At 72.7% G+C, this 22,586-nt stretch carries 24 protein-coding genes; 11 read left to right on the forward strand and 13 right to left on the reverse strand.

The genetic code is table 11. From position 1 onward, the window contains the following. Positions 1-47 precede the first annotated feature (47 nt). Complete coding sequence (gene ligD, locus ACH4RC_RS05485; protein WP_398195740.1) at positions 48-908, forward strand: non-homologous end-joining DNA ligase; 861 nt, start codon at positions 48-50, stop codon at positions 906-908. Positions 909-940: 32 nt separating this feature from the next. Here ligD and ACH4RC_RS05490 read toward each other — a convergent pair whose 3' ends face one another. Then, entirely contained in the window at positions 941-1,912 is a 972-nt protein-coding gene (locus ACH4RC_RS05490) for a Ku protein (RefSeq protein WP_398195409.1), read from the reverse strand. A 103-nt stretch (positions 1,913-2,015) separates the two neighbouring features. Here ACH4RC_RS05490 and ACH4RC_RS05495 point away from each other — a divergent pair, with 103 nt between their 5' ends. Next, complete coding sequence (locus ACH4RC_RS05495; protein WP_398195411.1) at positions 2,016-2,729, forward strand: Asp/Glu racemase; 714 nt, start codon at positions 2,016-2,018, stop codon at positions 2,727-2,729. On the opposite strand, the gene ACH4RC_RS05500 is transcribed toward ACH4RC_RS05495, so the two are convergent. After that, positions 2,701-3,507: a VOC family protein gene (locus ACH4RC_RS05500; RefSeq protein WP_398195414.1), complete on the reverse strand. Its 807-nt coding sequence runs from the start codon at positions 3,505-3,507 to the stop codon at positions 2,701-2,703. The genes ACH4RC_RS05495 and ACH4RC_RS05500 overlap by 29 nt on opposite strands. A gap of 283 nt (positions 3,508-3,790) precedes the next feature. Between ACH4RC_RS05500 and ACH4RC_RS05505 the strand changes: the two genes are divergently transcribed. Beyond that, positions 3,791-4,117, forward strand: coding sequence for a plasmid stabilization protein (locus ACH4RC_RS05505; RefSeq protein WP_398195417.1), 327 nt, complete (start codon positions 3,791-3,793; stop codon positions 4,115-4,117). Between the two features lie 132 nt (positions 4,118-4,249). Here ACH4RC_RS05505 and ACH4RC_RS05510 read toward each other — a convergent pair whose 3' ends face one another. Together ACH4RC_RS05510 and ACH4RC_RS05515 are read right to left on the reverse strand one after the other, a co-directional pair. After that, positions 4,250-6,526 (reverse strand): catalase, encoded by a 2,277-nt coding sequence (locus ACH4RC_RS05510; protein ID WP_398195420.1) that lies wholly within the window; start codon positions 6,524-6,526, stop codon positions 4,250-4,252. A 104-nt stretch (positions 6,527-6,630) separates the two neighbouring features. Next, complete coding sequence (locus tag ACH4RC_RS05515) at positions 6,631-7,971, reverse strand: APC family permease (RefSeq protein ID WP_398195423.1); 1,341 nt, start codon at positions 7,969-7,971, stop codon at positions 6,631-6,633. A gap of 120 nt (positions 7,972-8,091) precedes the next feature. Between ACH4RC_RS05515 and ACH4RC_RS05520 the strand changes: the two genes are divergently transcribed. Continuing rightward, positions 8,092-8,337: a DUF6479 family protein gene (locus ACH4RC_RS05520; protein WP_398195426.1), complete on the forward strand. Its 246-nt coding sequence runs from the start codon at positions 8,092-8,094 to the stop codon at positions 8,335-8,337. Here the strand turns inward: ACH4RC_RS05520 and ACH4RC_RS05525 are convergent. After that, the gene (locus tag ACH4RC_RS05525; protein ID WP_398195427.1) at positions 8,328-8,939 is read right to left on the reverse strand and encodes a chemotaxis protein CheB; all 612 of its coding nucleotides are present in this window, start codon (positions 8,937-8,939) and stop codon (positions 8,328-8,330) included. The two genes, ACH4RC_RS05520 and ACH4RC_RS05525, sit on opposite strands and share 10 nt — an antisense overlap. A gap of 9 nt (positions 8,940-8,948) precedes the next feature. Then, positions 8,949-9,404, reverse strand: coding sequence for a MerR family transcriptional regulator (locus tag ACH4RC_RS05530; protein WP_398195430.1), 456 nt, complete (start codon positions 9,402-9,404; stop codon positions 8,949-8,951). A gap of 133 nt (positions 9,405-9,537) precedes the next feature. On the opposite strand from ACH4RC_RS05530, the gene ACH4RC_RS05535 reads away from it, so the two are divergent. The 3 genes from ACH4RC_RS05535 to ACH4RC_RS05545 all read left to right on the forward strand — a co-directional run bounded on the left by ACH4RC_RS05535 (position 9,538) and on the right by ACH4RC_RS05545 (position 13,371). Further along, a complete protein-coding gene (locus ACH4RC_RS05535) occupies positions 9,538-11,043 on the forward strand; it encodes a SulP family inorganic anion transporter (RefSeq protein ID WP_398195432.1) in 1,506 nt (501 codons plus the stop codon). 145 nt (positions 11,044-11,188) lie between these two features. Continuing rightward, a complete protein-coding gene (locus ACH4RC_RS05540; RefSeq protein ID WP_398195741.1) occupies positions 11,189-12,460 on the forward strand; it encodes a phosphatase PAP2 family protein in 1,272 nt (423 codons plus the stop codon). Between the two features lie 116 nt (positions 12,461-12,576). After that, positions 12,577-13,371 (forward strand): VOC family protein, encoded by a 795-nt coding sequence (locus tag ACH4RC_RS05545; protein WP_398195434.1) that lies wholly within the window; start codon positions 12,577-12,579, stop codon positions 13,369-13,371. 9 nt (positions 13,372-13,380) lie between these two features. On the opposite strand, the gene def is transcribed toward ACH4RC_RS05545, so the two are convergent. Beyond that, positions 13,381-14,028 carry a peptide deformylase gene (gene def / locus ACH4RC_RS05550; protein WP_398195436.1) on the reverse strand — a complete coding sequence of 216 codons (648 nt, stop codon included), beginning with the start codon at positions 14,026-14,028 and terminating at the stop codon, positions 13,381-13,383. A 189-nt stretch (positions 14,029-14,217) separates the two neighbouring features. Between def and ACH4RC_RS05555 the strand changes: the two genes are divergently transcribed. Continuing rightward, on the forward strand, positions 14,218-14,955 hold the full coding sequence (locus ACH4RC_RS05555) for a GNAT family N-acetyltransferase (RefSeq protein WP_398195439.1): 738 nt from the start codon (positions 14,218-14,220) through the stop codon (positions 14,953-14,955). A 4-nt stretch (positions 14,956-14,959) separates the two neighbouring features. On the opposite strand, the gene ACH4RC_RS05560 is transcribed toward ACH4RC_RS05555, so the two are convergent. Then, positions 14,960-15,409: a MarR family winged helix-turn-helix transcriptional regulator gene (locus tag ACH4RC_RS05560; RefSeq protein WP_398195442.1), complete on the reverse strand. Its 450-nt coding sequence runs from the start codon at positions 15,407-15,409 to the stop codon at positions 14,960-14,962. Between the two features lie 138 nt (positions 15,410-15,547). Here ACH4RC_RS05560 and ACH4RC_RS05565 point away from each other — a divergent pair, with 138 nt between their 5' ends. The 3 genes from ACH4RC_RS05565 to ACH4RC_RS05575 all read left to right on the forward strand — a co-directional run bounded on the left by ACH4RC_RS05565 (position 15,548) and on the right by ACH4RC_RS05575 (position 18,566). Then, positions 15,548-15,823 carry a hypothetical protein gene (locus tag ACH4RC_RS05565; protein ID WP_398195443.1) on the forward strand — a complete coding sequence of 92 codons (276 nt, stop codon included), beginning with the start codon at positions 15,548-15,550 and terminating at the stop codon, positions 15,821-15,823. A 125-nt stretch (positions 15,824-15,948) separates the two neighbouring features. After that, positions 15,949-17,964: an FAD-dependent oxidoreductase gene (locus ACH4RC_RS05570; RefSeq protein WP_398195445.1), complete on the forward strand. Its 2,016-nt coding sequence runs from the start codon at positions 15,949-15,951 to the stop codon at positions 17,962-17,964. Between the two features lie 71 nt (positions 17,965-18,035). Then, positions 18,036-18,566 (forward strand): PadR family transcriptional regulator, encoded by a 531-nt coding sequence (locus ACH4RC_RS05575; protein ID WP_398195447.1) that lies wholly within the window; start codon positions 18,036-18,038, stop codon positions 18,564-18,566. 28 nt (positions 18,567-18,594) lie between these two features. Here the strand turns inward: ACH4RC_RS05575 and ACH4RC_RS05580 are convergent, their stop codons facing one another. The 5 genes from ACH4RC_RS05580 to dhaL all read right to left on the reverse strand — a co-directional run bounded on the left by ACH4RC_RS05580 (position 18,595) and on the right by dhaL (position 22,585). Then, a complete protein-coding gene (locus tag ACH4RC_RS05580; RefSeq protein ID WP_398195448.1) occupies positions 18,595-19,695 on the reverse strand; it encodes a Gfo/Idh/MocA family protein in 1,101 nt (366 codons plus the stop codon). Positions 19,696-19,788: 93 nt separating this feature from the next. Continuing rightward, on the reverse strand, positions 19,789-20,358 hold the full coding sequence (locus ACH4RC_RS05585; RefSeq protein WP_398195451.1) for a hypothetical protein: 570 nt from the start codon (positions 20,356-20,358) through the stop codon (positions 19,789-19,791). Positions 20,359-20,451: 93 nt separating this feature from the next. Further along, positions 20,452-21,453 (reverse strand): fibronectin type III domain-containing protein, encoded by a 1,002-nt coding sequence (locus ACH4RC_RS05590; RefSeq protein ID WP_398195452.1) that lies wholly within the window; start codon positions 21,451-21,453, stop codon positions 20,452-20,454. 113 nt (positions 21,454-21,566) lie between these two features. Then, positions 21,567-21,980 (reverse strand): dihydroxyacetone kinase phosphoryl donor subunit DhaM, encoded by a 414-nt coding sequence (gene dhaM, locus ACH4RC_RS05595; RefSeq protein ID WP_398195455.1) that lies wholly within the window; start codon positions 21,978-21,980, stop codon positions 21,567-21,569. Next, positions 21,977-22,585, reverse strand: a complete 609-nt coding sequence (gene dhaL, locus ACH4RC_RS05600; protein WP_398195457.1) for a dihydroxyacetone kinase subunit DhaL — start codon at positions 22,583-22,585, stop codon at positions 21,977-21,979. The genes dhaM and dhaL overlap by 4 nt, the downstream gene beginning before the upstream one ends. Position 22,586 lies beyond the last annotated feature (1 nt).

Raw genomic sequence — 22,586 nt, forward strand, 5'->3', positions numbered from 1 at the left:
ACGTGAGTTCCGACGCCGAACTACGCATCGGCCGCCACACGATCGCGATGAAACGGCCCGACAAGGAGCTGTTCCCACAGGACGGCATCACCAAGGCCGACCTCGTCGAGCACTACCGCCGGGTCGCCCCGCGCATGGTGCCCGAGCTGCGTGGCCGGCCCCTCATGCTGGAGCGGATGCCGGACGGCATCGACAAACAGCGCTTCTACCAGAAGGAGGTCAGCGACTACTTCCCCGACTGGATCCACCGCGCGTCGGTGCCCAAGGAGGGCGGCGAGGTCACGCACGTCGTGTGCGACGACGCCGCGACGCTCGTCTACCTCGCGAGCCAGGCGTGCATCACCCCGCACCGCTGGCTGAGCCGTGCCGACCAGCCGCGCCACCCCGACCGCCTGGTCTTCGACCTCGACCCGCCCGCCGACGACTTCGAGCCGGTACGCCGGGCCGCCCACCGCCTGCGCGAACTGCTCGACGACCTCGAACTCGCCTCGGCCCTGATGACCACGGGCTCGCGAGGGCTGCACGTAGTGGTGCCGCTCAGCCGGCGCGACGACGCCGACGACGTGCTCGCGTTCGCCCGCGCCGCCGCCCGCGAACTCGCCGCGCGCCACCCGGAGGAGCTGACGGTCGAGCCCCGCAAGGACGCCCGCAAGGGCCGGCTCTACCTGGACGTCGCCCGCAACGGCTACGCCCAGACCGTCGTCGCCCCGTTCGCCGTCAGGACCCGGCCGGGCGCCCCCGTGGCCGCGCCCCTCGACTGGGACGAACTCGACGACCCGGAGCTGACCGCCCGCCGATGGACGGTGGCCGACCTCGGCGACCGCCTCGACAAGGACCCCTGGGCGGGGCTCGGCCGCCACGGCGGCGGTGTGGCGGCGGCCGCGCGGCGCCTGGAGAAACTGTCCTGACGCGACCCGGCCCCATGTGCCGCCGCCTCTTCCTACGCCGCGTTCTCCTGCCGCGTCAGGGCCTTGACGAGTTCGTCCCGGGTCATGGCGGAGCGGCCCGGGACGCCCGCGTCGGCGGCGCGGCGGTACAGCTCGGCCTTGGTCAGCCCGTCGAGCGCCGCCTTGCCGGTCTCGGACGTGCCGCTGCCGCGCTTGGCGGACTTGCCGCGCGCGGTGGACCTGGCGGGCTTCTTCGCCCGGTCGACGCTCGCCCGCAGCGCGTCCATCAGCTCGACCACATTGGTCGACTCGGCCGGCGGCTCCGCCTTGCCCTTCTTCCTGCCGCTCCGCTTGGCCTCGATGAGCGCGTTCACCTGCTCCTGGTACGTGTCGTGGAACTCCTCGGGCTTCCACTCCATGCCGAGCGTGTCGACGAGTTGCCGGGCCATCTTCAGCTCGCGGTCGGTGACCTCCGTGCGGCCCGGCAGGTTGTCGATCTCGCTGCGCGGGTCCCGGATCTCGTCGGCCCAGTGCAGCGTGTGCAGGGTCAGAAGCCCCGCCTCCGCCTTCACCGCGACCAGGTACTGATGGTTGCGCATGACGAACGTGGCGATCCCCGCCCGGCCCGCCTCGGCGAGGGCCTTCTCCAGGAGCGCGTACACCTTCGTGTACTGCTCGCCCTTCGGGCCGAGGTAGTACGTCTTGTCGAAGAAGACCGGCTCCACGTCCTCCAGGTCCACGAACCCCGTGATCTCGAGGGACTTGGAGCGGCCGGGCGCGATGTCGTCCAGCTCGTCCTGCTCGACCACCACGTATTGGTCGCCGTCGTCGAACGCCTTGACCACCTCGTCGAGCGGCACCTCCTCGCCGGTCCGCTCGTTCACCCGTTTGTTGCGCACGCGGTCGGAGGTGCCGCGCTGCACCTGGTGGAAGCGCACGGTGTGGTTCTCCGTGGCGGTGTACATCTGGACGGGCAAGGACACCAGACCGAAGGTCAGCGTGCCGCTCCACACCGGACGCGCCATGCGCGAGGCCCCTTCCTGTTCCGCTCCGCTTCCCCTCATGGCACCCCGGGCGACGGCCCGGCGCATCCCGGGGCCGCGTCCGCGCCCCGTTGGCCTCGGACGCATGGCTGAACCACGACCTCGTCCCGTCGGTGTGCTCGCCTCCTACGACTTCGACCAGAGGGAGGAGCTGCGCCGGTGGCTCGCCCCCCGGGCGGAGTACACGCTCGCCTTCACCGACGAGGTGCCGTACCGGGACAACCTGGAGCTGGTCTCACGCCTCGGCCGGCCGGCCTTGCTCGCGGAGCCCGTACGGGAACTCGTCGCACGGGGCGCGGAGGCGGTTGCTTACCTCTGCACCGCGTGCAGCTTCGTCGACGGTGTGGCGGGGGAGCGGGCGCTGCGCGCGGCGATGCTCGGGTACGGGGCGCCGCGCGCCCTGACGACCAGCGGCGCGGCCGTCGACGCGTTGCGCGCGGTCGGTGCCCGGCGGGTCGCGGTCGTCCACCCCTACCAGGAGCCGGTAGGCGCCCGGCTCGCCGCCTACCTCGCCGAGTGCGGCCTCGACGTCGTGGGGCTCACCGCGCTGGGGCTCGACGCCGTCGAGGATGTCTACACCGTGGCGCGGGAACAGGTGGTGGACGCGGTCGTCGCGGGGGACCGGCCCGAGGCGGACGCGGTCTTCGTCAGCTGCACCTCACTGCCCACCTACGACGCGCTGCCCCACCTTCGTGAGCACCTCGGCAAACCCGTCGTCAGCGCCGTCCAGGCCACCGCGTGGGCGCTCCTGGAGGATCCTCCCGCCCGGCTCACCGCGTCGTGCGCCAGTCCGAGTTGACGGCGAATTGAGCCCCGTCGGGGTCGCACAGCACCGCTTCCGTCCCGTCGTCGGCCATCCGCAGGACGCTGCCGCCCCGGTCTTGCGCCGCCTCGGCGCACGCCCGGACGTCGGGCACCGAGAAGTGCACCTGCCAGCGCGGCCGGATCGACGGGTCGGGCGCGGCCTCCACCGCCCCCGAGTGGATCCGGGCGACGATGTCGCCCCGGCTGCGCAGCACGACCTCCTCGTCCTCGTACTGCACGTCGCAGGAGTCCGGGGCGTCGGAGGCCCAGCCGAGCACCTCGCCGTAGAAGATGGCCGCGTCGAAGGCGTTGCGGGTGTACAGCGCCACGAAGGCGGGGGCGGCGCGGCGCCACTCCTCCCACCCCGCGACCAGCGCGCCCTCCCAGATCCCGAAGACCGCTCCGTCGCGGTCGGCGAGGAGCGCGGCACGGCCCGGCGGGAAGGAGATCGGCCCGATCGCCGTGGTCCCGCCCCGCTCGTGGCTGCGCGCCACCGTCTCGTTGGCGCTGGACGCGGCGAAGAACGGGGTCCAGGCGACCGACGTCTGCCCCATGCTCTTCGCCTCGGACACACCCGCGACCGGCACCCCGTTCACGCTCGCGAACCGGTACTGCTCGCCCATCTCCCCGGTGTGCCATTCCCAGCCGAGCACGGAGTGGTAGAAGTCCTCCGCGACCCGCAGGTCGTACGTGGACAGGCTGACCCAGCAGGGGGCGCCGAACACCGACCTGCTGGCCGGGGTCCCGCTCACGGGTGTGTTCTCGCTGCTCATGTACGTACCGTTCCGAGGTCGAAGGAGGCCCCCGCCCGTGTTCCCGCCACCGGACGCCCCGCCCGCGGCTGCCCGGACCACACCCATTAGACACTGGCGGCTCCTTGTCCCGCCTCCGCTGAGGCTCATCCGTTCGGGCACTGCCCGCTCGCACACACGCCGTGCCGCGCGTCAGATGGGAGCAATCCGGATCCGGGTGGGAGACCCGCCGGAGGGTACGCGGAAGGTCATCGCACAGCGCGGCGGACGAGTGAGCCGCGCCCGGTCCGGAAGGAGAACATCCATGCCCCGAGGTTCCAGCCCGAAGCGTGAGCGCCAGTACGAGCACATCAAGGAGGGCGCGGAGAAGCGCGGCACCTCCGAGGGGCGCGCGGAGGAGATCGCGGCGCGCACCGTCAACAAGGAGCGGGCCCGTTCCGGCGAGTCGAAGCAGGCGAGCAAGGTGTCGACCCGGGACAAGAAGTCCGCGCCGCAGCGCGGCGGCGAGCGCTCCCACAGCGGGGCCCAGGGCCCGACCAGGGACCAGCTGTACGAAGAGGCGAAGAAGAAGAACATCGAGGGCCGCTCCTCCATGAACAAGGAGCAGCTGGCGAAGGCCGTGGGCCGCTGAGCGCGATACGGCACAGCGCCCAGCGCCCAGCGCCCAGCGCCCAGCGCCCAGCGCACCGCGCACCGCGCACAGGGGCCGGGCTCCGCGGAACACGATCCGCGGAGCCCGGCCCCTGTCATGGCGCCACCCGTGTCACACGGTGGTGCCGAACCGCTCCCAGACGCGGTGCTTGGAGAGCAGTTCCTTCATCTGGGTGAGGACCGCCGAACCGCTGTCGCCGAGCACGATGCCCGGGTCGGCGGCAGGAAGCCCCGCGGCTTCGATGGTCTGCTCGGCGCCCGCCCAGCCGCCGATGGCCTTGCCGTGGCGGTACGCCTCCTCCAGGAGGAGCCGCACGCGCGGGTCGAGCGTCGCGGTCGCGCTGTCCGCCTTCGCGTCCCGCGCCGGGATGGCGTCGGCGCCCGCGGCGGGCACGCCGACCACCAGGAGGGCGTCGAACTCGATGGAGCGCGCCGTGGCGAACGTCCGCTGGACCGTCACGGGGTCGCCGTCCGGGTCCAGCTTCCCGCCCGCCGGGGCGATGACCAGCGGCACCATCCCGCCGTCGAGCAGGGTCCGACGGACCGTGCGCACACCCTCCAGGTCGCCCGTCCCGTCGGTCACGATGCCGATGAGCCGTCCGTCCGTCGGCCACTCCTGGCCGATCTGGGAGAGCGCCGGGCTCGGCCGCGGGTCGCGCAGCGGCTCGGTCGGCGCGGGCGCGGGCAGCCCGAGCGAGGCGGCGACCTGCGCGCACAGCTCCGCGTCGATGTTGGCGAGGACCTGAAGCCCGCGCTCCTTGACCGCCTGCTCGTAACACTTGCCGAGCTCGAACGAGTAGGCGTTGACGATGTGCTCGCGCTCGGGCGGCGTCATGCTCAGCCAGAAGAGCCGCGCCTGGCTGAAGTGGTCGTCGTAGGAGGCGGGCGCCTCACGGACCTTGCGGGACGCGGGCAGCTCGGCCGGGACCTCGATGTCCGCGCCGTTCGCCGCGCCCGCCAGGAACGGGCAGCCCCCGTCGAGCGAGTTCGGGCGGTACGGCGCGACGCCGCGGTGCACGGCCGTCTGGTGCATGCCGTCACGCAGCATGTCGTTGACGGGGGCGTGCGGGCGGTTGATCGGCAGCTGGGCGAAGTTGGGGCCGCCGAGCCGGCTGATCTGGGTGTCCAGGTAGGAGAAGAGGCGGCCCTGGAACAGCGGGTCGTCGGTGACGTCGATGCCGGGGACGAGGTGGCCGAGGTGGAAGGCGACCTGCTCGGTCTCGGCGAAGTAGTTCGACGGGTTGCGGTTGAGGGTGAGCAGTCCGATCGGCTGTACCGGGGCCAGCTCCTCCGGCACGATCTTCGTCGAGTCGAGCAGGTCGATGCCCTCGAAGGTCTGCTCGGGGGTGTCGGGGAAGGTCTGGATGCCCAGCTCCCACTGCGGGTAGGCGCCCGCCTCGATCGCGTCGGCGAGGTCGCGGCGGTGGAAGTCGGGGTCGACGCCGCCCGCGATCTGCGCCTCCTCCCAGACGAGGGAGTGCACGCCGAGCTTCGGCTTCCAGTGGAACTTGACCAGGGTCGTCTCACCGGCCGCGTTCTCCAGGCGGAACGTGTGGACGCCGAAGCCCTCCATCATCCGGTAGGAGCGCGGGATGCCCCGGTCGGACATGTTCCACAGCGTGTGGTGCGTGGCCTCGGTGTGCAGGGTGACGAAGTCCCAGAACGTGTCGTGCGCGCTCTGCGCCTGCGGGATCTCCCGGTCCGGGTGCGGCTTGCCCGCGTGGATGATGTCCGGGAACTTGATGGCGTCCTGGATGAAGAAGACCGGGATGTTGTTGCCGACGAGGTCGAAGGTGCCCTCGGAGGTGTAGAACTTCGTCGCGAAACCACGGGTGTCGCGGACCGTGTCCGCCGAGCCGCGGGAGCCGAGGACGGTGGAGAACCGGACGAAGACGTCGGTCTCGACGTCCTTGCCGAGGAAAGCGGCCTTCGTGACCCCCGCCGCGTTGCCGTAGCCCTTGAACACACCGTGGGCGGCGGCGCCGCGGGCGTGGACGACGCGCTCCGGGATGCGCTCGTGGTCGAAGTGGGTGATCTTCTCCCGCAGGTGGTGGTCCTGGAGCAGGACCGGCCCGCGCGGGCCCGCTTTGAGCGAGTGGTCCGTGTCGTAGAGGCGGTCGCCCTGCGCGGTGGTGAGGTACTCACCCTGCTGGGCGACGGCGTCCTGGCCGTCGCGGGACGGGGAGCCGGTCGGGCTGGTCGGCCGCGGCCCGCTCTGGTCGGCCTTGGGGGGCAGGGGCCCGCGCGGTTCGGTGGGTTCGGCGACCGTGGGCGACTCGACGCCCGGCTTGCCGGGGACACCGTCCTCCGGGCCTTCGGGGGCCGTCGCGCCGGTCACGGTCTCCTTCACCTTCTCCGCCGCGTCCCGGAAGGGGTGGCCGTCGTCCATCTCTGTCTCTCCTTCGGTTGCGCCGCGCGTCGTGATCCAGAGGCGGCCTTCATGAAGCGAACGGATCAGGGGTACCCGAATCCGCCCGTATCGCACGGGGCTGTTCAGTTAGCTTTGCCCGCGGCGTCCCGCCGCCGGTGCAGCGCGGCCACAGCGCCCAGGACCACGCCGACCGCCAGGACGATCAGCCCCCGCAGCCACACCTCGCCCTCGATCTGCGTGGCGAGGACGACGCAGGAGGCGGCGCCGAGTACGGGGATCACGGTCCACGCGCGGAAGTGCGGCGGTGTCGAGGTGTCGCGGCGCAGCACGAGCACGGCGGTGTTCACGAAGAAGAACACCACGAGCAGCAGCAGGACGAGCGTGGAGGCGAGGGTCTCCACGTCACCGGTGAGGGCGAGGAGGAAGGACAGCAGCGTCGTGACGGTGATCGCGGCCCACGGGGTGCCGCGGCCGGGCAGTACGTGGGTGAGGACGCGCGGCAGCAGACCGTCCCGCGCCATGCCGAAGGCGAGCCGCGAACTCATGATGCCGGTGAGCAGGGCACCGTTGGCGACGGCGACGAGCGCGATGGCGCTGAACAGCTTCGGCGGCACCCCGCCCGCCTCCCTGACCACTTCGAGCAGCGGTCCGCTGGAGTGCGCGAGGGTGTCGGTGGGCACGGCGGCCGAGGCGACGATCCCGACGAGGGCGTAGACGACGCCCGCCGTGACCAGGGCGCCGAAGAGCGCACGCGGGTAGGAGCGGCGCGGATCGCGGGTCTCCTCGGCGACGTTCACCGAGGTCTCGAAGCCGACGAAGGAGTAGTAGGCGAGCACGGTCCCGCTCAGGACACCGGCGGCGGCGCCCGTCTCGGAGGTGCCGAGCTGGACGAGCCGTCCCGCGTCGCCGTCCCCGCGCACGAACAGGACCACGCCGAGAGCGACCACGATGAGCAGCCCGCCCACCTCGATGACGGTCGCGGCGACGTTGGCGCGGGTGGACTCGCTGATCCCGCGCGCGTTGAGCAGCGCGAGCGCGCACAGGAAGACGGCGGCGACCAGGACGACGGGCAGGCTGATGAAGGCGGTCAGGTAGTCACCGGCGAACCCGCGGGCCAGCGCGGCCACCGAGACGATGCCGGCGGCCAGCATGCAGAACCCCGCGAGGAACCCGGCGAAGGGACCGTAGGCGAGCGTCGTGTAGTGCGAGGCGCCACCGGCCCTCGGGTACTTGGTGGCGAGTTCGGCGTACGAGGCGGCCGTGAGCAGCGAGAGCAGGAGCGCGAGGACGAGCGGCACCCACACGGCGCCGCCGGACTTCGCGGCGACCTGCCCGACGAGCACGTAGACGCCCGCGCCGAGCACATCGCCGAGGATGAAGAAGTAGAGCAGTGGGGTCGTCAGCGTCTTCTTCAGCCCGCTGTCCTGCCCCGCGGCCGTGGACGGGCCGGCCGGGGCCGTCACCGCCGAGCCTCATCGCGTACGTCCATGGTGATCACCCTGCGCCGGATTCCCGGCGGCGGCCACCCGAAACGATCAACGTCCGTGTGCGGGGTTCGGCGCGGAACGGGGTAGAGGGGCCGCATGCACACTCACAGCCGAATCGTTCTGGCCGCCGAGGGCGGGGGCTCACTCGTCTTCGTCATCGTCGGCGTCGTCGTGGTCCTCGGGCTGCTCGCCATGTTCGTCGCGGGACGCCGCCGCGCGGCCCGGCGCACCCAGCCCAGCAGGCCCGCCCCCGGTACGCCCGTCGAGGGCGCGGAGGCGCAGCGCGGAACCACCTGGCAGACCCCCGGGGACGACCCCGACCAGGGCCACCCTCACCCGTGACGGCGGGCGGGGCTGTCGACCAGGCGGTTGATGGCCGGCCCCATCTCCTCCAGGGTGAGCACGAGGTCGACCTTGCCGGTGCCGATGGCCGACTTGGGCATGCCGCGGAACTCGGCGGTCTCCGGGTCCTGCACCAGGACCGTCCCGCCGTGGGCCTTGACCGCCTCGATGCCCCGGGCTCCGTCACTGTCCGAACCGGTGAGGACGCAGCCGACGAGCGGCCCGAACGCCTCGGCCGCCGACTCGAAGAGGGGGTCGGCGGCGGGGCGGGCGTAGTTGACCCGCTTCTCGCGCGTGAGGGAGAGGGCGCCGTCCGAGCCCACGCACAGGTGCCGGTCGGGCGGGGCGATGTAGACCGTCCCGGTCCGCGGGCGCTCCCCGTCCTCGGCGAGCTTGACCGCGAGGGAGGTGGCGCGGGACAGGATGGCCGCGATGCTGGTCTCGCGGGAGCGGTTGAGGTGCTGGGCGACCAGGACCGGCACGGGCAGCGCGTCGTCGAGGCCGCCGAGCAGCGTGACGAGCCCCTCGATGCCGCCGGCCGACGACGCGATCACCACGGCCGCGCACCGGCCCCCGGTCCTGTCCCGCATGCCTGTCTGCACCCGTGCAGACTAACGCGATCCCGGCTCCCGGCACGGTTCGGCCTCGTCGGGTGAGTGGCGGAAACGGGCCAGCGTGCCGGCGAACTCCTCGGCGCGGGCCAGCTGTGTGCGCAGGTCCGCGATCCGGTCGAGGGTCGCCTGCTCGAACTCGCGGACACGGTCGAGCAGTTGCTCGCGTGCGTCGTCGCCGTCGGTGAGGTCGTCGTCGGCGGCGTCGAGCCGGTCGGTGACCGTCAGGAGGTCGCGCATCTCGTCGAGGGTGAAGCCGAGCGGCTTCATGCGGCGGATCACCATGAGCCGGGCGACATCGGCCTCGGTGTAGAGACGGAAGCCGCCCTGGGACCGGGCCGAGGGGATGACCAGGCCGGTCTCCTCGTAGTGCCGGATCGTGCGCAGGGACAGCTCGGTCCGTGCGGCGACCTCGCCGATCTGCATGTGCCCGCCGCTCACGTGCTCGCCTCTCATGGTCGTTTCGCCCCGAACCCTACTCTAACGTTAGGGTAGAGTTCCCCGTCTTCCGCACATCCGCACATCCGCTTATCCGCATGCCCGCTCACACTGTCGCCGGGTGTGCCCGAGCCGACAGGTACCGCTTCCCTTGTCCCCCGCGTCCCCCGCCGCTGCCGCGCGCCTGCGCGCCCTCAAGCCCGACTGGCTCTCCGACCCCAAGGTGTGGCGCACCGAGGTGCTCGCCGGTCTCGTCGTCGGGCTCGCGCTGATCCCCGAGGCGATCTCCTTCTCCATCATCGCCGGGGTCGATCCGGCGATCGGTCTCTTCGCCGCGTTCACCATGGCCGTGACGATCTCGATCGTCGGCGGGCGGCGCGCGATGATCTCCGCCGCCACCGGCGCCGTCGCGCTCGTGATCGCGCCGCTCAACCGCGAGCACGGCTTCGGCTACCTCGTCGCGGCGGTGATCCTGGCCGGTGTCTTCCAGATCGTGCTCGGCGCGCTGGGCGTGGCCAAGCTGATGCGGTTCGTGCCGCGCTCGGTGATGGTCGGGTTCGTCAACGCCCTCGCCATCCTGATCTTCATGGCGCAGGTCCCGGAGATGCACGACGTGCCCTGGGCCGTCTACCCGCTGATCGTCGGCGGCCTGCTGCTCATGGTGTTCTTCCCCAAGGTCACCAAGGTGGTCCCGGCGCCGCTCGTCTCGATCACCGTCCTGACCGTGATCACCGTCGCGGCCGGGATCGCCGTGCCGACCGTCGGCGACAAGGGCGAGCTGCCCTCCTCGCTGCCGGTGCCGGGCCTGCCCGACGTGCCGTTCACCCTGTCCACGCTCACCACGATCGCCCCGTACGCGCTCGCCATGGCCCTCGTCGGCCTCATGGAGTCGCTGATGACCGCGCAGCTCGTCGACGACATCACCGACACCCGCTCCAACAAGACCCGCGAGTCCATCGGCCAGGGCATCGCCAACATCGTCACCGGCTTCTTCGGCGGCATGGGCGGCTGCGCCATGATCGGCCAGACGATGATCAACGTACGGGTGTCCGGCGCGCGGACCCGGCTCTCCACCTTCCTGGCGGGCGTCTTCCTGATGATGCTGTGCGTCGTCTTCGGACCGGTCGTCTCCGACATCCCGATGGCCGCGCTCGTCGCGGTGATGGTGATGGTCTGCTTCGCGACGTTCGACTGGCACTCCATCGCCCCGAAGACGCTGAAGCGGATGCCCGCGGGCGAGATCACCGTCATGGTGATCACCGTCGTCATCGTGGTCGCCACCTCCAACCTCGCCATCGGTGTGGTCGTCGGTTCGGTCACCGCCATGGTGATCTTCGCCCGGCGCGTCGCCCACCTCGCGGAGGTCACCCCCGCACTCGACCCGGACGGCGACCGGGTCGTCTACTCGGTCACCGGCGAGCTGTTCTTCGCCTCGTCCAACGACCTCGTGACGCAGTTCGACTACGCGGCCGACCCCGACAAGGTCGTCATCGACCTGTCCGCGACCCACATCTGGGACGCCTCCTCGGTCGCGGCGCTCGACGCCATCGAGACCAAATACGCCCAGCGCGGCAAGAGCGTCGAGATCATCGGCCTCAACGAACCCAGCGCCGACCTGCACAGAACGCTCAGCGGCACGCTCGGCGGGGGCCACTGAACCGCTCGGATAACATGATCGGCCGCACAGGCAACGCCAAGCCACCTCTCACCAGACGGCCAGATACGTGAACACGAAGACCCCGCGAATACCCTCGCGTCCAGCAGAGACAACCTCGCCGTCCAGGTGGCGCCGGCCGCGGGTCCTGCTGTGGGGCGCGGCGGGGGTGGCGACCCTCGGGTTCCTCGTCGCCCTGGAGATCGCCGCCCGCCGCTACGACACGGCGGGCCCGATCACCCACCAGGCGCGCGAGGTGATCTTCGCCCCCGAGTCGGGGCCGCTGCTCTACGCCGGTATGGCGCTGATGCTCGTGGTGCTCACGTGGCGGCAGCGGTTCATCGCGGTGGGCGCCGCGGTCGGCATCGACCTCGTCCTCCTCCTCGTACGGTGGCTGGCAGGGGCCCGCATCGAGTTCGGCAACGGCGCGCTGTGGGTGATCCTCGGCTGCGCGGTCATCGCCGTCACGCGTCGTACGGGAGCCGAGCGGACCCTGCTCCTCAAGGGCGTCGGCCTCGGCCTCCTCCTCATAGCCGGGCACAAGACCGGCGACACCTGGCTGCTCATCACGTCGAAGGAGCGCCCGAACGTCCTCGACCCGTACGTGGCCACCGCCGACCACGCGCTCGGCAATCCGTCCTGGCTCGTCGGCCAGTTCGTCGAGGCCACGGGCCCGGTCGGGGAGGGCATCCTGCACGCCGTCTACGGCCAGCTCCCGCTCGCGGCGGCCATCATCGCCCTGTACCAGCTGCGCAACGTGGGGGCAGAACGCCGCTTCCCCGGCCACCACCTCGTACGCACCTTCCTGGTCATCGGCCTGCTCGGCCCCGCCATCTACATGATCTTCCCGGTGGTCGGCCCGGTCTTCGCCTACGGCGCCGACGGCGGGCAGTGGGCCGTCGCCAACCTGTGGCCCGACACGGCGACGGCGATCGCCGCTCCGCACCCGATCCCGTTCGACGGCATCACGCCGCGCAACTGCATGCCCAGTCTGCACACCGCATGGGCCGTCACGATCTTCATCCACTCCCGCCAGGGGGCCCGGTGGCTGCGGTACGCCGGCACCTTCTGGCTGGTCGCCACGCTCACCGCGACGCTGGGCTTCGGCTACCACTACGGCGTGGACCTCGTCGCGGGTGTCGTCTTCGCCCTCACCGTCGAGGCCGCCATGCGGGCGTTCGAGCGCGGCTGGGACACCGAGGCCGTCCGCCTGATCTGCCACGGCACGGGCGTCCTCGCGCTGCTCCTCGCCGCGTACCGCTACCTGCCGCTGCGGATGGCCGAGCACCGCTGGATCTTCGGACCGCTGCTCCTGCTCGCGATGGGCTCCGTGATCTACGGCTACGTACGGACCACCAAGCACTGGCAGCCGAAGGCCGCCCCCGCCCCGCTCCCGGAGCCGCAGCTCGCGCAGGCGTGACGGTGTCGGCCGCGCGGATGGCGGAGGGAGTGCTACCGGCCTAGCTTGGAGGCCCGATGCGCCGGGCCGCCGCCGTGCGGGCCCGGCGAACCCGGCCGACGGAAGGGTTGCGAACCATGCCCGCACCGCCCGATGGCGCGCCCGTCTGGGCCGACGCCATGTTCCTGGACCTGGAGGCGGCCAAAGCCTTCTACACCGAGCTGTTCGGCTGGTCGTACGACCCGGGAGCCGAGGAGCACGGCGACTACACGCAGGCGACGACGGCGGCCGGCAAGCACGTCGCCGCGCTGATGCCGCGGATGCCCGGAGGGGAGAGCGTCCCGCCCGCCTGGAACCTGTACTTCGCCACCTCCGACATCGCGGCCACGGCCGAGCGCGTCGAGCAGGCCGGCGGCGTCCTCGCGGCGGAGCCCACGCAAGTCGGCGATTTCGGCACGATGGTCACCGCCCAGGACCCGGCGGGCTGCTCCTTCAGCCTCTGGCAGCCCGCCGGGCTGGAGGGGTTCGAGACGGTCAACGAGCCCGGCGCGTTCTGCTGGGCCGAGATCAACTCCCGGGACGCCGCGAAGACCGACGCCTTCTTCACCGCCGTCTTCCCGTACGAGGTGAAGAAGGTGGCGGACGAGCACGTCGACTTCCATGTCTGGCAGCTCGGCGGCCACCCGGTCCTGGGCCGCATGCGGATGACCGACGCGTTCCCCGAGCACGTGCCGTCGTACGTCAACGTGTACTTCGTCGTCGAGGACTGCGACGCGGCGCTCGCCACCGTCCAGCGCCTCGGCGGCACACTGCACTACGGGCCGATGGACAGTCCCTTCGGCCGCTTCGCGGCGGTCGCCGATCCGCAGGGCGTGGCGTTCACCGTCATCGACGTCACCGCGGCCGAGGGACGGATGCCGGACTTCGCCTGACGGCGGCCGTCAGCCCTCGTCGGGGAGGAGGAAACCCAGCTCCCGCGCGGCGAGCCGGGGTGTGGGGTGCGCCCACCGCTCCACCGCCTCCCGCGTCAGCGTGGAGGAGAGGGAGCGCAGCTCGGCGCGGTCCAGGTAGAGCGTGCCGTTCAAGTGGTCGGTCTCGTGCTGGACGATCCGGGCCGGCCAGCCGGTGACCTCCTCGTCCACCGGGCGCCCCCGCTCGTCGAGGGCGCGCAGCCGCACCCGCTCGTGCCGGGCGACCACGGCCTGGTAACCCGGCACGCTCAAGCACCCCTCGTAGAACGCGACGTGGCGCCCGCCCGCGTCCTCGTACGCCGGATTGACCAGCACCCGGAACGGCTGCGGGGTGCGGCCGCGCGCCTCGCGCACCTCCTCCGGCACGGTCGCCGGGTCCTCGATCACCGCGAGGCGCAGCGGCACGCCGATCTGCGGGGCGGCGAGGCCCACGCCCGGCGCCGCGCGCATCGTGCGCCGCATCGCCTCGGTCAGGCGGGCCAGCAGATCGTCGGAGAGCTGGCCGTCGTACGGCTCGGCCGGGCGGCGCAGGACGGGGTCGCCCGCGGCGACGATCGGCAGCGGGGCCTCGTCGGCGAGCAGGGCCTCGACGCGGTCGGTCAGTGGCGTGGACGGCATCGCGCCAGCATGCCAACAACGATCGCCGCGCGGCAACGCGGACCCGCGCCGGAACGCGTACAGGTGTGTTGCGCGGGTGTGAACACGTTGCGACCCCATGAACACTGCATGTGCTCGGGAATGTCGGCTCTGACCTGGGAGTTTCATGGCTCGGTAAGTGACGGGCCGAGGGACGGGAGACAGGTCGGGATGACCGGCACGCAGACGTACGAGGGGCTCGGTGCGGGGAACAGCGCGCCCCACCCGCTCGACAATCCGGCGTACGCGTCGCTCACCGGACCGCACGCCCGCTTCGCCGAGCGGCGCGGCCGGGTGCTGCGCTACCCCCTCGACGTCTCGCCCTGGCTGGCGCTGCCCGACGACCCGGACCCCGGGGACTGGGAGGACCTCGCCGCGTTCGCCGGGCCCGACGCGGAGGTGCCGTTGCCGGGCACGACCCGCGAGCTGCCGGACGGCTGGGAGCTGACGCAGGACGTGCCGGGCGTGCAGCTCGTCGACGTGAGGGTGGACGCGGCGCACGACCCGGAGGCGGTCCGGCTGACCCCGGCCGACGTCCCGGAGATGCTCGACCTGGTGGCGCGCACCCGGCCGGGACCGTTCCTGCCGCGCACCATCGAGCTGGGCACCTACCTCGGCATCCGGCGCGGCGGCGTCCTCGTCGCGATGGCGGGGGAGCGGCTGCACCCGCCGGGCTGGACCGAGATCAGCGCCGTGTGCACCGACGCCGGCCAGCGCGGACAGGGGCTCGCCGGGCGGCTCGTACGGGCCGTCGCCGCCGGGATCAGGGAGCGCGGCGAAACCCCGTTCCTGCACACGGGGGAGGGCAACACGACAGCGATCCGGCTCTACGAGTCCCTCGGCTTCGAGCTGCGTCGCAGGACCCGCTTCCGTGCGGCGCGCGTGCCCGAACTCGTGGCCCGGGTGTGAGAGTTCAGTCCTCGCGCGAGACCTCGTTGTAGTGCGTGAGGTACGCGGCGAACCGCGTCAGGTCCTGCTCGGACCAGTCCGCCAGGCGCTCGCCGAACATCTTCCGGCGGCTGACCGTCACCTGCGCCAGGATCTCCGCGCCCGCGGGGGTCGGGAGCAGGACCTGGACGCGGTGGTCGTCCGGGTCGACGCGGCGCATCACGAGACCGGCCCGCTCCAGGGCCGCGACCTGCCGGCTGACCGTGGACTTGTCGAGGGCGTAGTGCGCGGCGAGATCGGTGGCGCGGCAGCCGCCCCGCTCGTCGAGATGGCTGAGCAGGGTGAACGAGACGAGGGACAGCTCGGGGTGCATCCGGGCGGCCGTCGCGCGGGCGCGGCGCGCGAAGGAGGTCAGCTCCCGCTGGATGGTCTCGACGGCCGACGCGCGGTCGGCGGCACGGTCGGGGTCTGCCACGTGCGGTTCCTCTCGGACGTTCACTGCCGCGCACTGCGCCGGTCGCTGTCGCTGATTTCTGGTTGCACTCTACAACCCCGTAACGGCCCCGGGCCGGACGGCGGGCGCGGCCGTGCCTCGCCCACTAGCCTCCGGAGCATGAGCCACATCAGCGATACGACGCCCGAAGCGCCCCGGTACACCGTCGTCCTCAAGCCCCGGCTGGCCGACGCCGAGGGCCGTCCCGACCACGGCAACCCGCTGCGGACCGTGCCGGTGACCGCCACGGGCGAGGAGGGCGCGTCCGGCTATCCGCGCTATGCGGGCGAGGGTGTGCAGGCCGACATCGACCCGCGTACGCGCACGGTGGAGGCGGTGACCGTCGACGGCGAGGAGCTGCCGGTCGGGTGGGTGGCGGAGGTCGCCGACGAGTAGAGCGCCGACGGGAAAGCTCGGGTAAGGGTCGCCTTCCGTGGCGCAGGTCTCTTATGCAACTTGTTGCAAAAGAGACGTGGCGTCGTCTACAACAGTGACGACGTTCGCCGCGCCCGGAGGCCCCCATGACCCGTTACCCGCACCTGCTCGCCCCGCTCGACCTGGGCTTCACCACCCTGCCCAACCGCGTCCTGATGGGCTCGATGCACGTGGGTCTGGAGGAGGCGGAGAACGGCTTCGCCCGCATGGCCGAGTTCTACGCGACCCGCGCCCGCGGCGGCGTCGGCCTCATGGTCACCGGCGGCATCGCCCCGAACGAGGCCGGACGCCCCTACGACGGCGGCGCCAAGCTGACCACCGAGGCGGAGGCCGAGCAGCACCGCGAGGTGACCGGCGCCGTGCACGCCGCGGGCGGCAGGATCGCCCTGCAGATCCTGCACTTCGGGCGGTACGCCTACCACGAGAACCTCGTCGCGCCGAGCCCGCTCCAGGCGCCCATCAGCCCGTTCGTGCCCCATGAGCTGACCGGCGCCGAGGTCGAGCAGACCATCGAGGACTTCGCGCGCGCCGCCGAACTCGCCAGGGCGGCCGGTTACGACGGCGTCGAGGTGATGGGCTCCGAGGGCTACCTCGTCAACGAGTTCATCGCCGCCCCGACGAACCAGCGCACCGACCGCTGGGGCGGCTCCTACGAGAACCGCATCCGTTTCCCCGTGGAGATCGTGCGGCGCGTCCGCGAGCGTGTCGGCACCGACTTCATCGTCATCTACCGGCTCTCCATGCTGGACCTGATACCCGGCGGCTCGACCTTCGACGAGGTCGTGCACCTCGCCAAGGAGATCGAGGCGGCGGGCGCCACGATCATCAACACCGGCATCGGCTGGCACGAGGCCCGCATCCCGACCATCGCGACGTCCGTGCCGCGCGGCGCCTACACCTGGGTCACCAAGAAGGTCATGGGCGAGGTCTCCGTCCCCCTCGTCACCACCAACCGCATCAACACCCCGGAGCTGGCCGAGGAGTTGCTCGCCGACGGCGCCGCCGACATGGTCTCGCTCGCGCGGCCGATGCTCGCCGACCCGGACTTCGTGAACAAGGCCGCCGCCGGGCGCCCCGAGGCGATCAACACCTGCATCGGCTGCAACCAGGCCTGCCTCGACCACACCTTCAGCGGCAAGATCACCTCCTGCCTCGTCAACCCGCGCGCCTGCCACGAGACCGAGCTCGTCCTGTCGCCGACCCGGCTGCGCAAGCGCGTCGCCGTCGTCGGCGCGGGCCCCGCCGGTCTCGCCTGTGCCACCACCGCGGCCGAGCGCGGCCACGACGTCACCCTCCTCGACGGCGCCGCCGAGATCGGCGGCCAGCTCGACGTCGCCCGCCGCGTCCCCGGCAAGGAGGAGTTCGACGAGACGCTCCGCTACTTCCGCACACTCCTCGCGGAGCACGGTGTGCGCGTCGAGTTGAACACGCAGGTGAGCGCCGCCGACCTGGACGCGTACGACGAGGTCGTCGTCGCCACCGGCGTCGGGCCGCGCACCCCGGCCATCGACGGCGTCGACCACCCCAGCGTCGTCGGCTACCTCGACGTACTGCGCGGCGGCGCGCCCGTCGGCGACCGCGTCGCCGTCATCGGCGCGGGCGGCATCGGCTTCGACGTCGCCGAGTACCTCACCGACGGCGGCGAGAAGGCGAGCCAGGACCCGGCCACGTACTTCCGGCTCTGGGGCGTCGACATGGACTACACCGACCGCGGCGGCCTCACCCGCCCCGAGCGGCCGACGCCGCCGCGCCAGGTCCACCTCGTCCAGCGCAAGACCTCCAAGGTCGGCGCGGGTCTCGGCAGGACCACCGGCTGGATCCACCGCACCGAGCTGCGCCATCGCGGCGTCACGATGATCGCGGGCGCGACGTACGACCGGATCGACGACGCGGGCCTGCACATCACGCTCGACGGCGAGCCCACGCTGATCCCCGTCGACACGGTGGTCCTCTGCGCCGGCCAGGAGCCGGAGCGCTCCCTCTACGACGACCTCGTCGCCGCGGGCCGCACCCCGCACCTGATCGGCGGCGCCGACGTGGCCGCCGAACTGGACGCGAAGCGCGCCATCAAGCAGGGCACCGAGATCGCCGCGTCCCTCTGAGCCGGGTGGTCACGTGGCCGGGCCCGCCGGCCGCGTGACCATCCTCACAGTCACTGGCTTAGGGTTGCCTCATGTCACTGCCGCACGCGATCCTCACGGCTCTCCTGGAGAAGCCGTCGTCGGGGCTCGAACTGACCCGCCGCTTCGACAAGTCGTTCGGCTACTTCTGGTCCTCCACGCACCAGCAGATCTACCGGGAGCTGGGCAAGCTGGAGCGCGACGGCCTCATCCGCGTCCTGCCCGCACCGGTCCCCGCGCGCGGACAGAAGAAGGAGTACGAGGTCCTGGCCGAGGGCCGCGTCGAACTGGCCCGCTGGACGGCCACGCCGCAGGACCCCAAGACCATGCGGGACCCGCTCCTGCTGCGGCTGCGCTCCGCCGCCGTCGTCGGCACGGCCGGGGTCGAACCCGAGCTGCGCCGCCATCTCGATTTGCACCGTGGGCAGTTGGAGACCTACCTGGCCATCGAGAAGCGGGACTTCCCGCCGGAGAAGGACACGATGCCGGACCGGCTCCAGCACGCGGTGCTGCGCGCCGGGATCGATCTGGAGACGTTCTGGGTGGAGTGGCTGGAGCGGACGCTGGCCGACCTCCAGCGCTGACGGAGCCGGTTCTCTCGCAGCCAGGTGTTCACAGCGTCCGGCTCGTCGGGTCCCAGTCCGCCGGGAGCGGCGCCGGTCGCACCACCCGCTCCGCCAGGCGCGTGAACTCCCCGCGGGACGCCGAGTCCGTCACCGCCGCCATCGTCCGCAGCACATGCAGTGCGAGCGCCCCGGAGGCCCGTGGCACGGAACCCGAGCGGATCGCCCGCGCCATGTCGACGACGCCCAGACCGCGGCCGTCCGTACGGCCCTGAACGGGCAGTTCGGCCCAGTCGGACGCGGCGTTGGGACGCAGCCGCAGCGGCCCGCCGAACGAATTGGGGTCCGGGACGAAGAGGGTGCCCTCCGTGCCGACTATCTCGAAGTGGATGTGCGGATGCGCCGAGTCCCAGCTGAACACGGACGTCGCGGTCGGTCCCGAGGCGAAGTCGAGCAGCGCCGAGACATGGGTGGGCACGGCGACGGGGAACGTCCGCCCGGCCGTCGGCCCCGGCCCGGCCGACCGGATGTCGCGGGCCCTGCGCACCGACGCCGCGACCCGCTCCACGCCGCCGAACAGCGCGACCAGCGCCGTCAGGTAGTACGGGCCGAGGTCGAACAGCGGCCCGGCGCCCGGCTGGTAGAAGAACGCGGGGTCCGGGTGCCAGCGCTCGGGGCCCAGGCTGCGCAGCGCCGTCGACGCGGCGACCGGCGCCCCGATGTGCCCGGCGGCGACGGCCCGCAGCGCGGACTGCAGGCCCGCGCCGAGGAACGTGTCGGGCGCGCTGCCCACGAGCAGACCGCGTTCGGACGCCTCCGCGAGCAGCTTCTCGCCCTCGCCGGGCAGCAGCGCGATCGGCTTCTCGCCGTACACGTGCTTGCCCGCGCGGAGCGCCGCCCACGCCACCTCGACGTGCGCGGCCGGAACCGTGAGGTTCACGACGATCTCGGCCTCGGGCACGGCGAGGACGGTGTCCACGTCCCCGGCGAGCGGGATGTCATGAGCCTTCGCCGCGGCCTCGGCGCGGCGCCCGTCGAGATCGGCGACGGCGAGGACCCGTACGTCCGGAAAGGCGGACAGGGTCGTCAGATACTCCTTGCTGATCACGCCCGCCCCGACGACGGCGACCCCCACCGGTCCTGAACCCACGTTGCCCCCAGGGATGTTCGCGGACGATCACTCGGCTCCGGGGACGGTAAGCCGGGGTGCGCCGCGCCCACAAGAGGGCCTCCGCGGGGCGGGTCACCGGTGGCGCAGGTACCAGGCCCCGCCCGCCGCGGCGGCGACGAGCAGCGCGCTGCCCACCGCGTACCGGAAGGGGAGCGGGTCCTTGAGGGCGCCGCCGAGCCCGCCCCGTACGCCGCCGACCGGGTGCGGTGTCGCGGAGGCGGAGGGCTTCGGGGAGGCCGGGGCGGGGGCTGTGGCGGAGGGGCTGGCGGAGGGGTTGGTGGAGGTGGCCGGGGAGGTGGTCCTGCTCGCCGGCACGGTCACCGGGACCGGGCCCTGGGTCGTGCCGTCGGGGCAGACGATCACCACCTGGTACAGGCCCGCGCCCAGGTTCCGCCAGGTCGCCGTGCCCGCGCGGAGCGGCGTCCGCCGGCCCTGGGCGGCGTCGGCCTGGCCCGAGGCGAGGAGTACGGCGGTGCCGTCGTACGGGCAGGAGTCCGCCGCGGCCGTCACCGTCGAGCCGTCGGCATGGACGTCGACGCCGTCGGCGAAGGCGGGGGTGGAGGCGGCGAGCGTCCAGGGCAGCGCGGTCAGCGCCGCGACGGCGAGGGCGCGGCGGACGGCTGGCGGGGCGGCGGTGCGCATGACGCCCAGCCAACCGCGCGGACGCGGGCGGGCGCATGCGCACCGCCGCCGGGCAGGTGACGGGCTCCGCCGTCCGGGCCCCGCCGCCGCCCCTCACCCGCCGGTCGTCACCGTCCGCTCCGGCGAGAAGGCGCCCCATGTGCCGTCGGGCAACTGCGCGCGCAGCTTCACCCGGTGCCGGGCGCCTTCCTCCTTGCCGATGTAGAAGCTGTACGCGGACCCGCCCTGCGGCGCGCTGTCGCCCCACATCACGGTCGTCGCCTGCTCCCCGTCCAGGTACACCTGGTACGCCGGGACCTCGCCCCCCGTCTGCGGCGGCGTCCACTTAAGGTCGATGTAGTACGCGCCGTCCGCCCGTCGCGTCGCGGCACGGAAGTCGTCCGGCGCGGTCCCGGGGCCCTCGTCCTTGCCCTGTGCCGTGGTCAGCCGCACGGTGTCGCTCGCGGGGGAGACGTTGTCGGCGGCGTCCCGCGCCCGCACGCTGAACCGGTAGGCGGTGCCGGGCCGGAGGCCGGTGAGCAGAGCCCGGGTCTGGCCCCCGTCGACGCTGTGGATCTTCGTGGTGCCCTGGTAGACGTCGTAGGAGACGACGCCCTTGTCGTCCGTGGCCCTGCGCCAGGTCAGGGTCGCCGCACGGCCGCCGTCCACGTGTCCGCGCAGCCCCTCGGGCCTGCCCGGTGCCGAGCGGTCCGCGGCGACGGTGGCCGGGGTCCTGACGCTGACGCGGCGGCTCACCGGTCCGAGGGAGCCGTCCTCGCCGCGGGCCCGGACCGTGAACTCGTAGCGCGTCTTCGCGCGCAGGCCCGTGACGTCCACCATGTGCTGCTGTGCGGTCAGCTCCTTGACGCGCACGGAGCCCCGGTACACCTCGTACCCGGTGATCTCCGTGGTGCTCACCGGCCGGTTCCACATGACGTGCACGGAGGTGGGGCTGCCGGCCTGCGCCGTGACGCCGACCGGTGCGGACAGGGCGGGCCCGTCGGCCTCGGCGTCGCCGTCCGGGAACGGCCCGCAGCCGGTCAGGGCCGTGAGGAGGGCGGCGGCGCAGGCCGCCCGGGGGAGCAGAGTGCGTGGGGGGACGCGTCGCACGGGCATGCCTTCCGCCAGGACCGCAATGGGTCGACCGCATTGGTACAGACCTCTACGGAACCTGTATGGCACGAGTGACGCGTCCCCATCAAGAGGCCGGTGCCTGCCTCTTGCAGTACTTACTGCTTGCGGTACGTGTACGCCTCCTGAGCCGACGCCACCACCGCCTCCAGGTCCGCCCCCGCCGAGGCCGACACCACGGCGGCGATCGCGCCCTCCACGAACGGGGCGTCCACCAGGCGGGTGTCCTCCGGGAGTTCGTCGCCCTCGGCGAGCAGCGCCTTCACGGTGAGGACCGCGCTGCCCAGGTCGACGAGGACCGCGACACCCGAGCCGCGGTCGACCTGCGCCGCGGCCGCCGAGATCCGCTCGGAACTCGTCCCGAGGCCGCCGTCCTCGGTGCCGCCCGCCGGGGCCACGGGGGCGGTGGCGCCGCCCCCGGCGAGCCCGGCCGCCAGGCGCGCCACGGACTCCGCGACTTCCTGGCTGTGCGACACGAGCACGATGCCGACGGGCTTGTCGGGGGCGCTCACGCGGCGGCCTCCGCGGTCTCGGCCAGCGCGCCGATGAGCAGCGCCGACGACGTGGCCCCGGGGTCCTGATGGCCGACGCTGCGCTCGCCCAGGTAACTCGCCCGGCCCTTGCGGGCCTGGAGCGGCGTCGTCGCCTCCGCGCCGTGCTCGGCGGCGGTCCGTGCCGCGCCGAAGTCGCCGCCGTTCAGCGCGTCCACCGCGGGGATGAGCGCGTCCAGCATCGTCTTGTCGCCCGGCGCGGCCCCGCCGAGCGCCGCCACCGCGTCCACCCCGGCGCGCAGGGCCTGCGCGAAATCGGCCTCGCCGACCTCGGCCGCGTCGCCGAGCGCCTTGCCGGTGCGGCGCAGCAGGGTCCCGTACAGGGGCCCGGACGCGCCGCCGACCGTCGAGATCAACTGCCGTCCGGCGAGCATGAGTACGGCCCCGGGCGTGTCGGGCGCGTCCTTGTCGAGGGCGGCCCGTACGGCGGTGAAGCCGCGCTGCAGGTTGCTGCCGTGGTCGGCGTCGCCGATGGGTGAGTCGAGATCGGTGAGGCGGGCGGCCTCGCGGTCCACGGCGGCGGCGGTCGCCGCCATCCAGCGCCGGAAGAAGTCGGCGTCGAGCACA

Source organism: Streptomyces sp. NPDC016845, from assembly GCF_044332585.1.
In the GTDB taxonomy this organism is placed as follows: domain Bacteria; phylum Actinomycetota; class Actinomycetes; order Streptomycetales; family Streptomycetaceae; genus Streptomyces.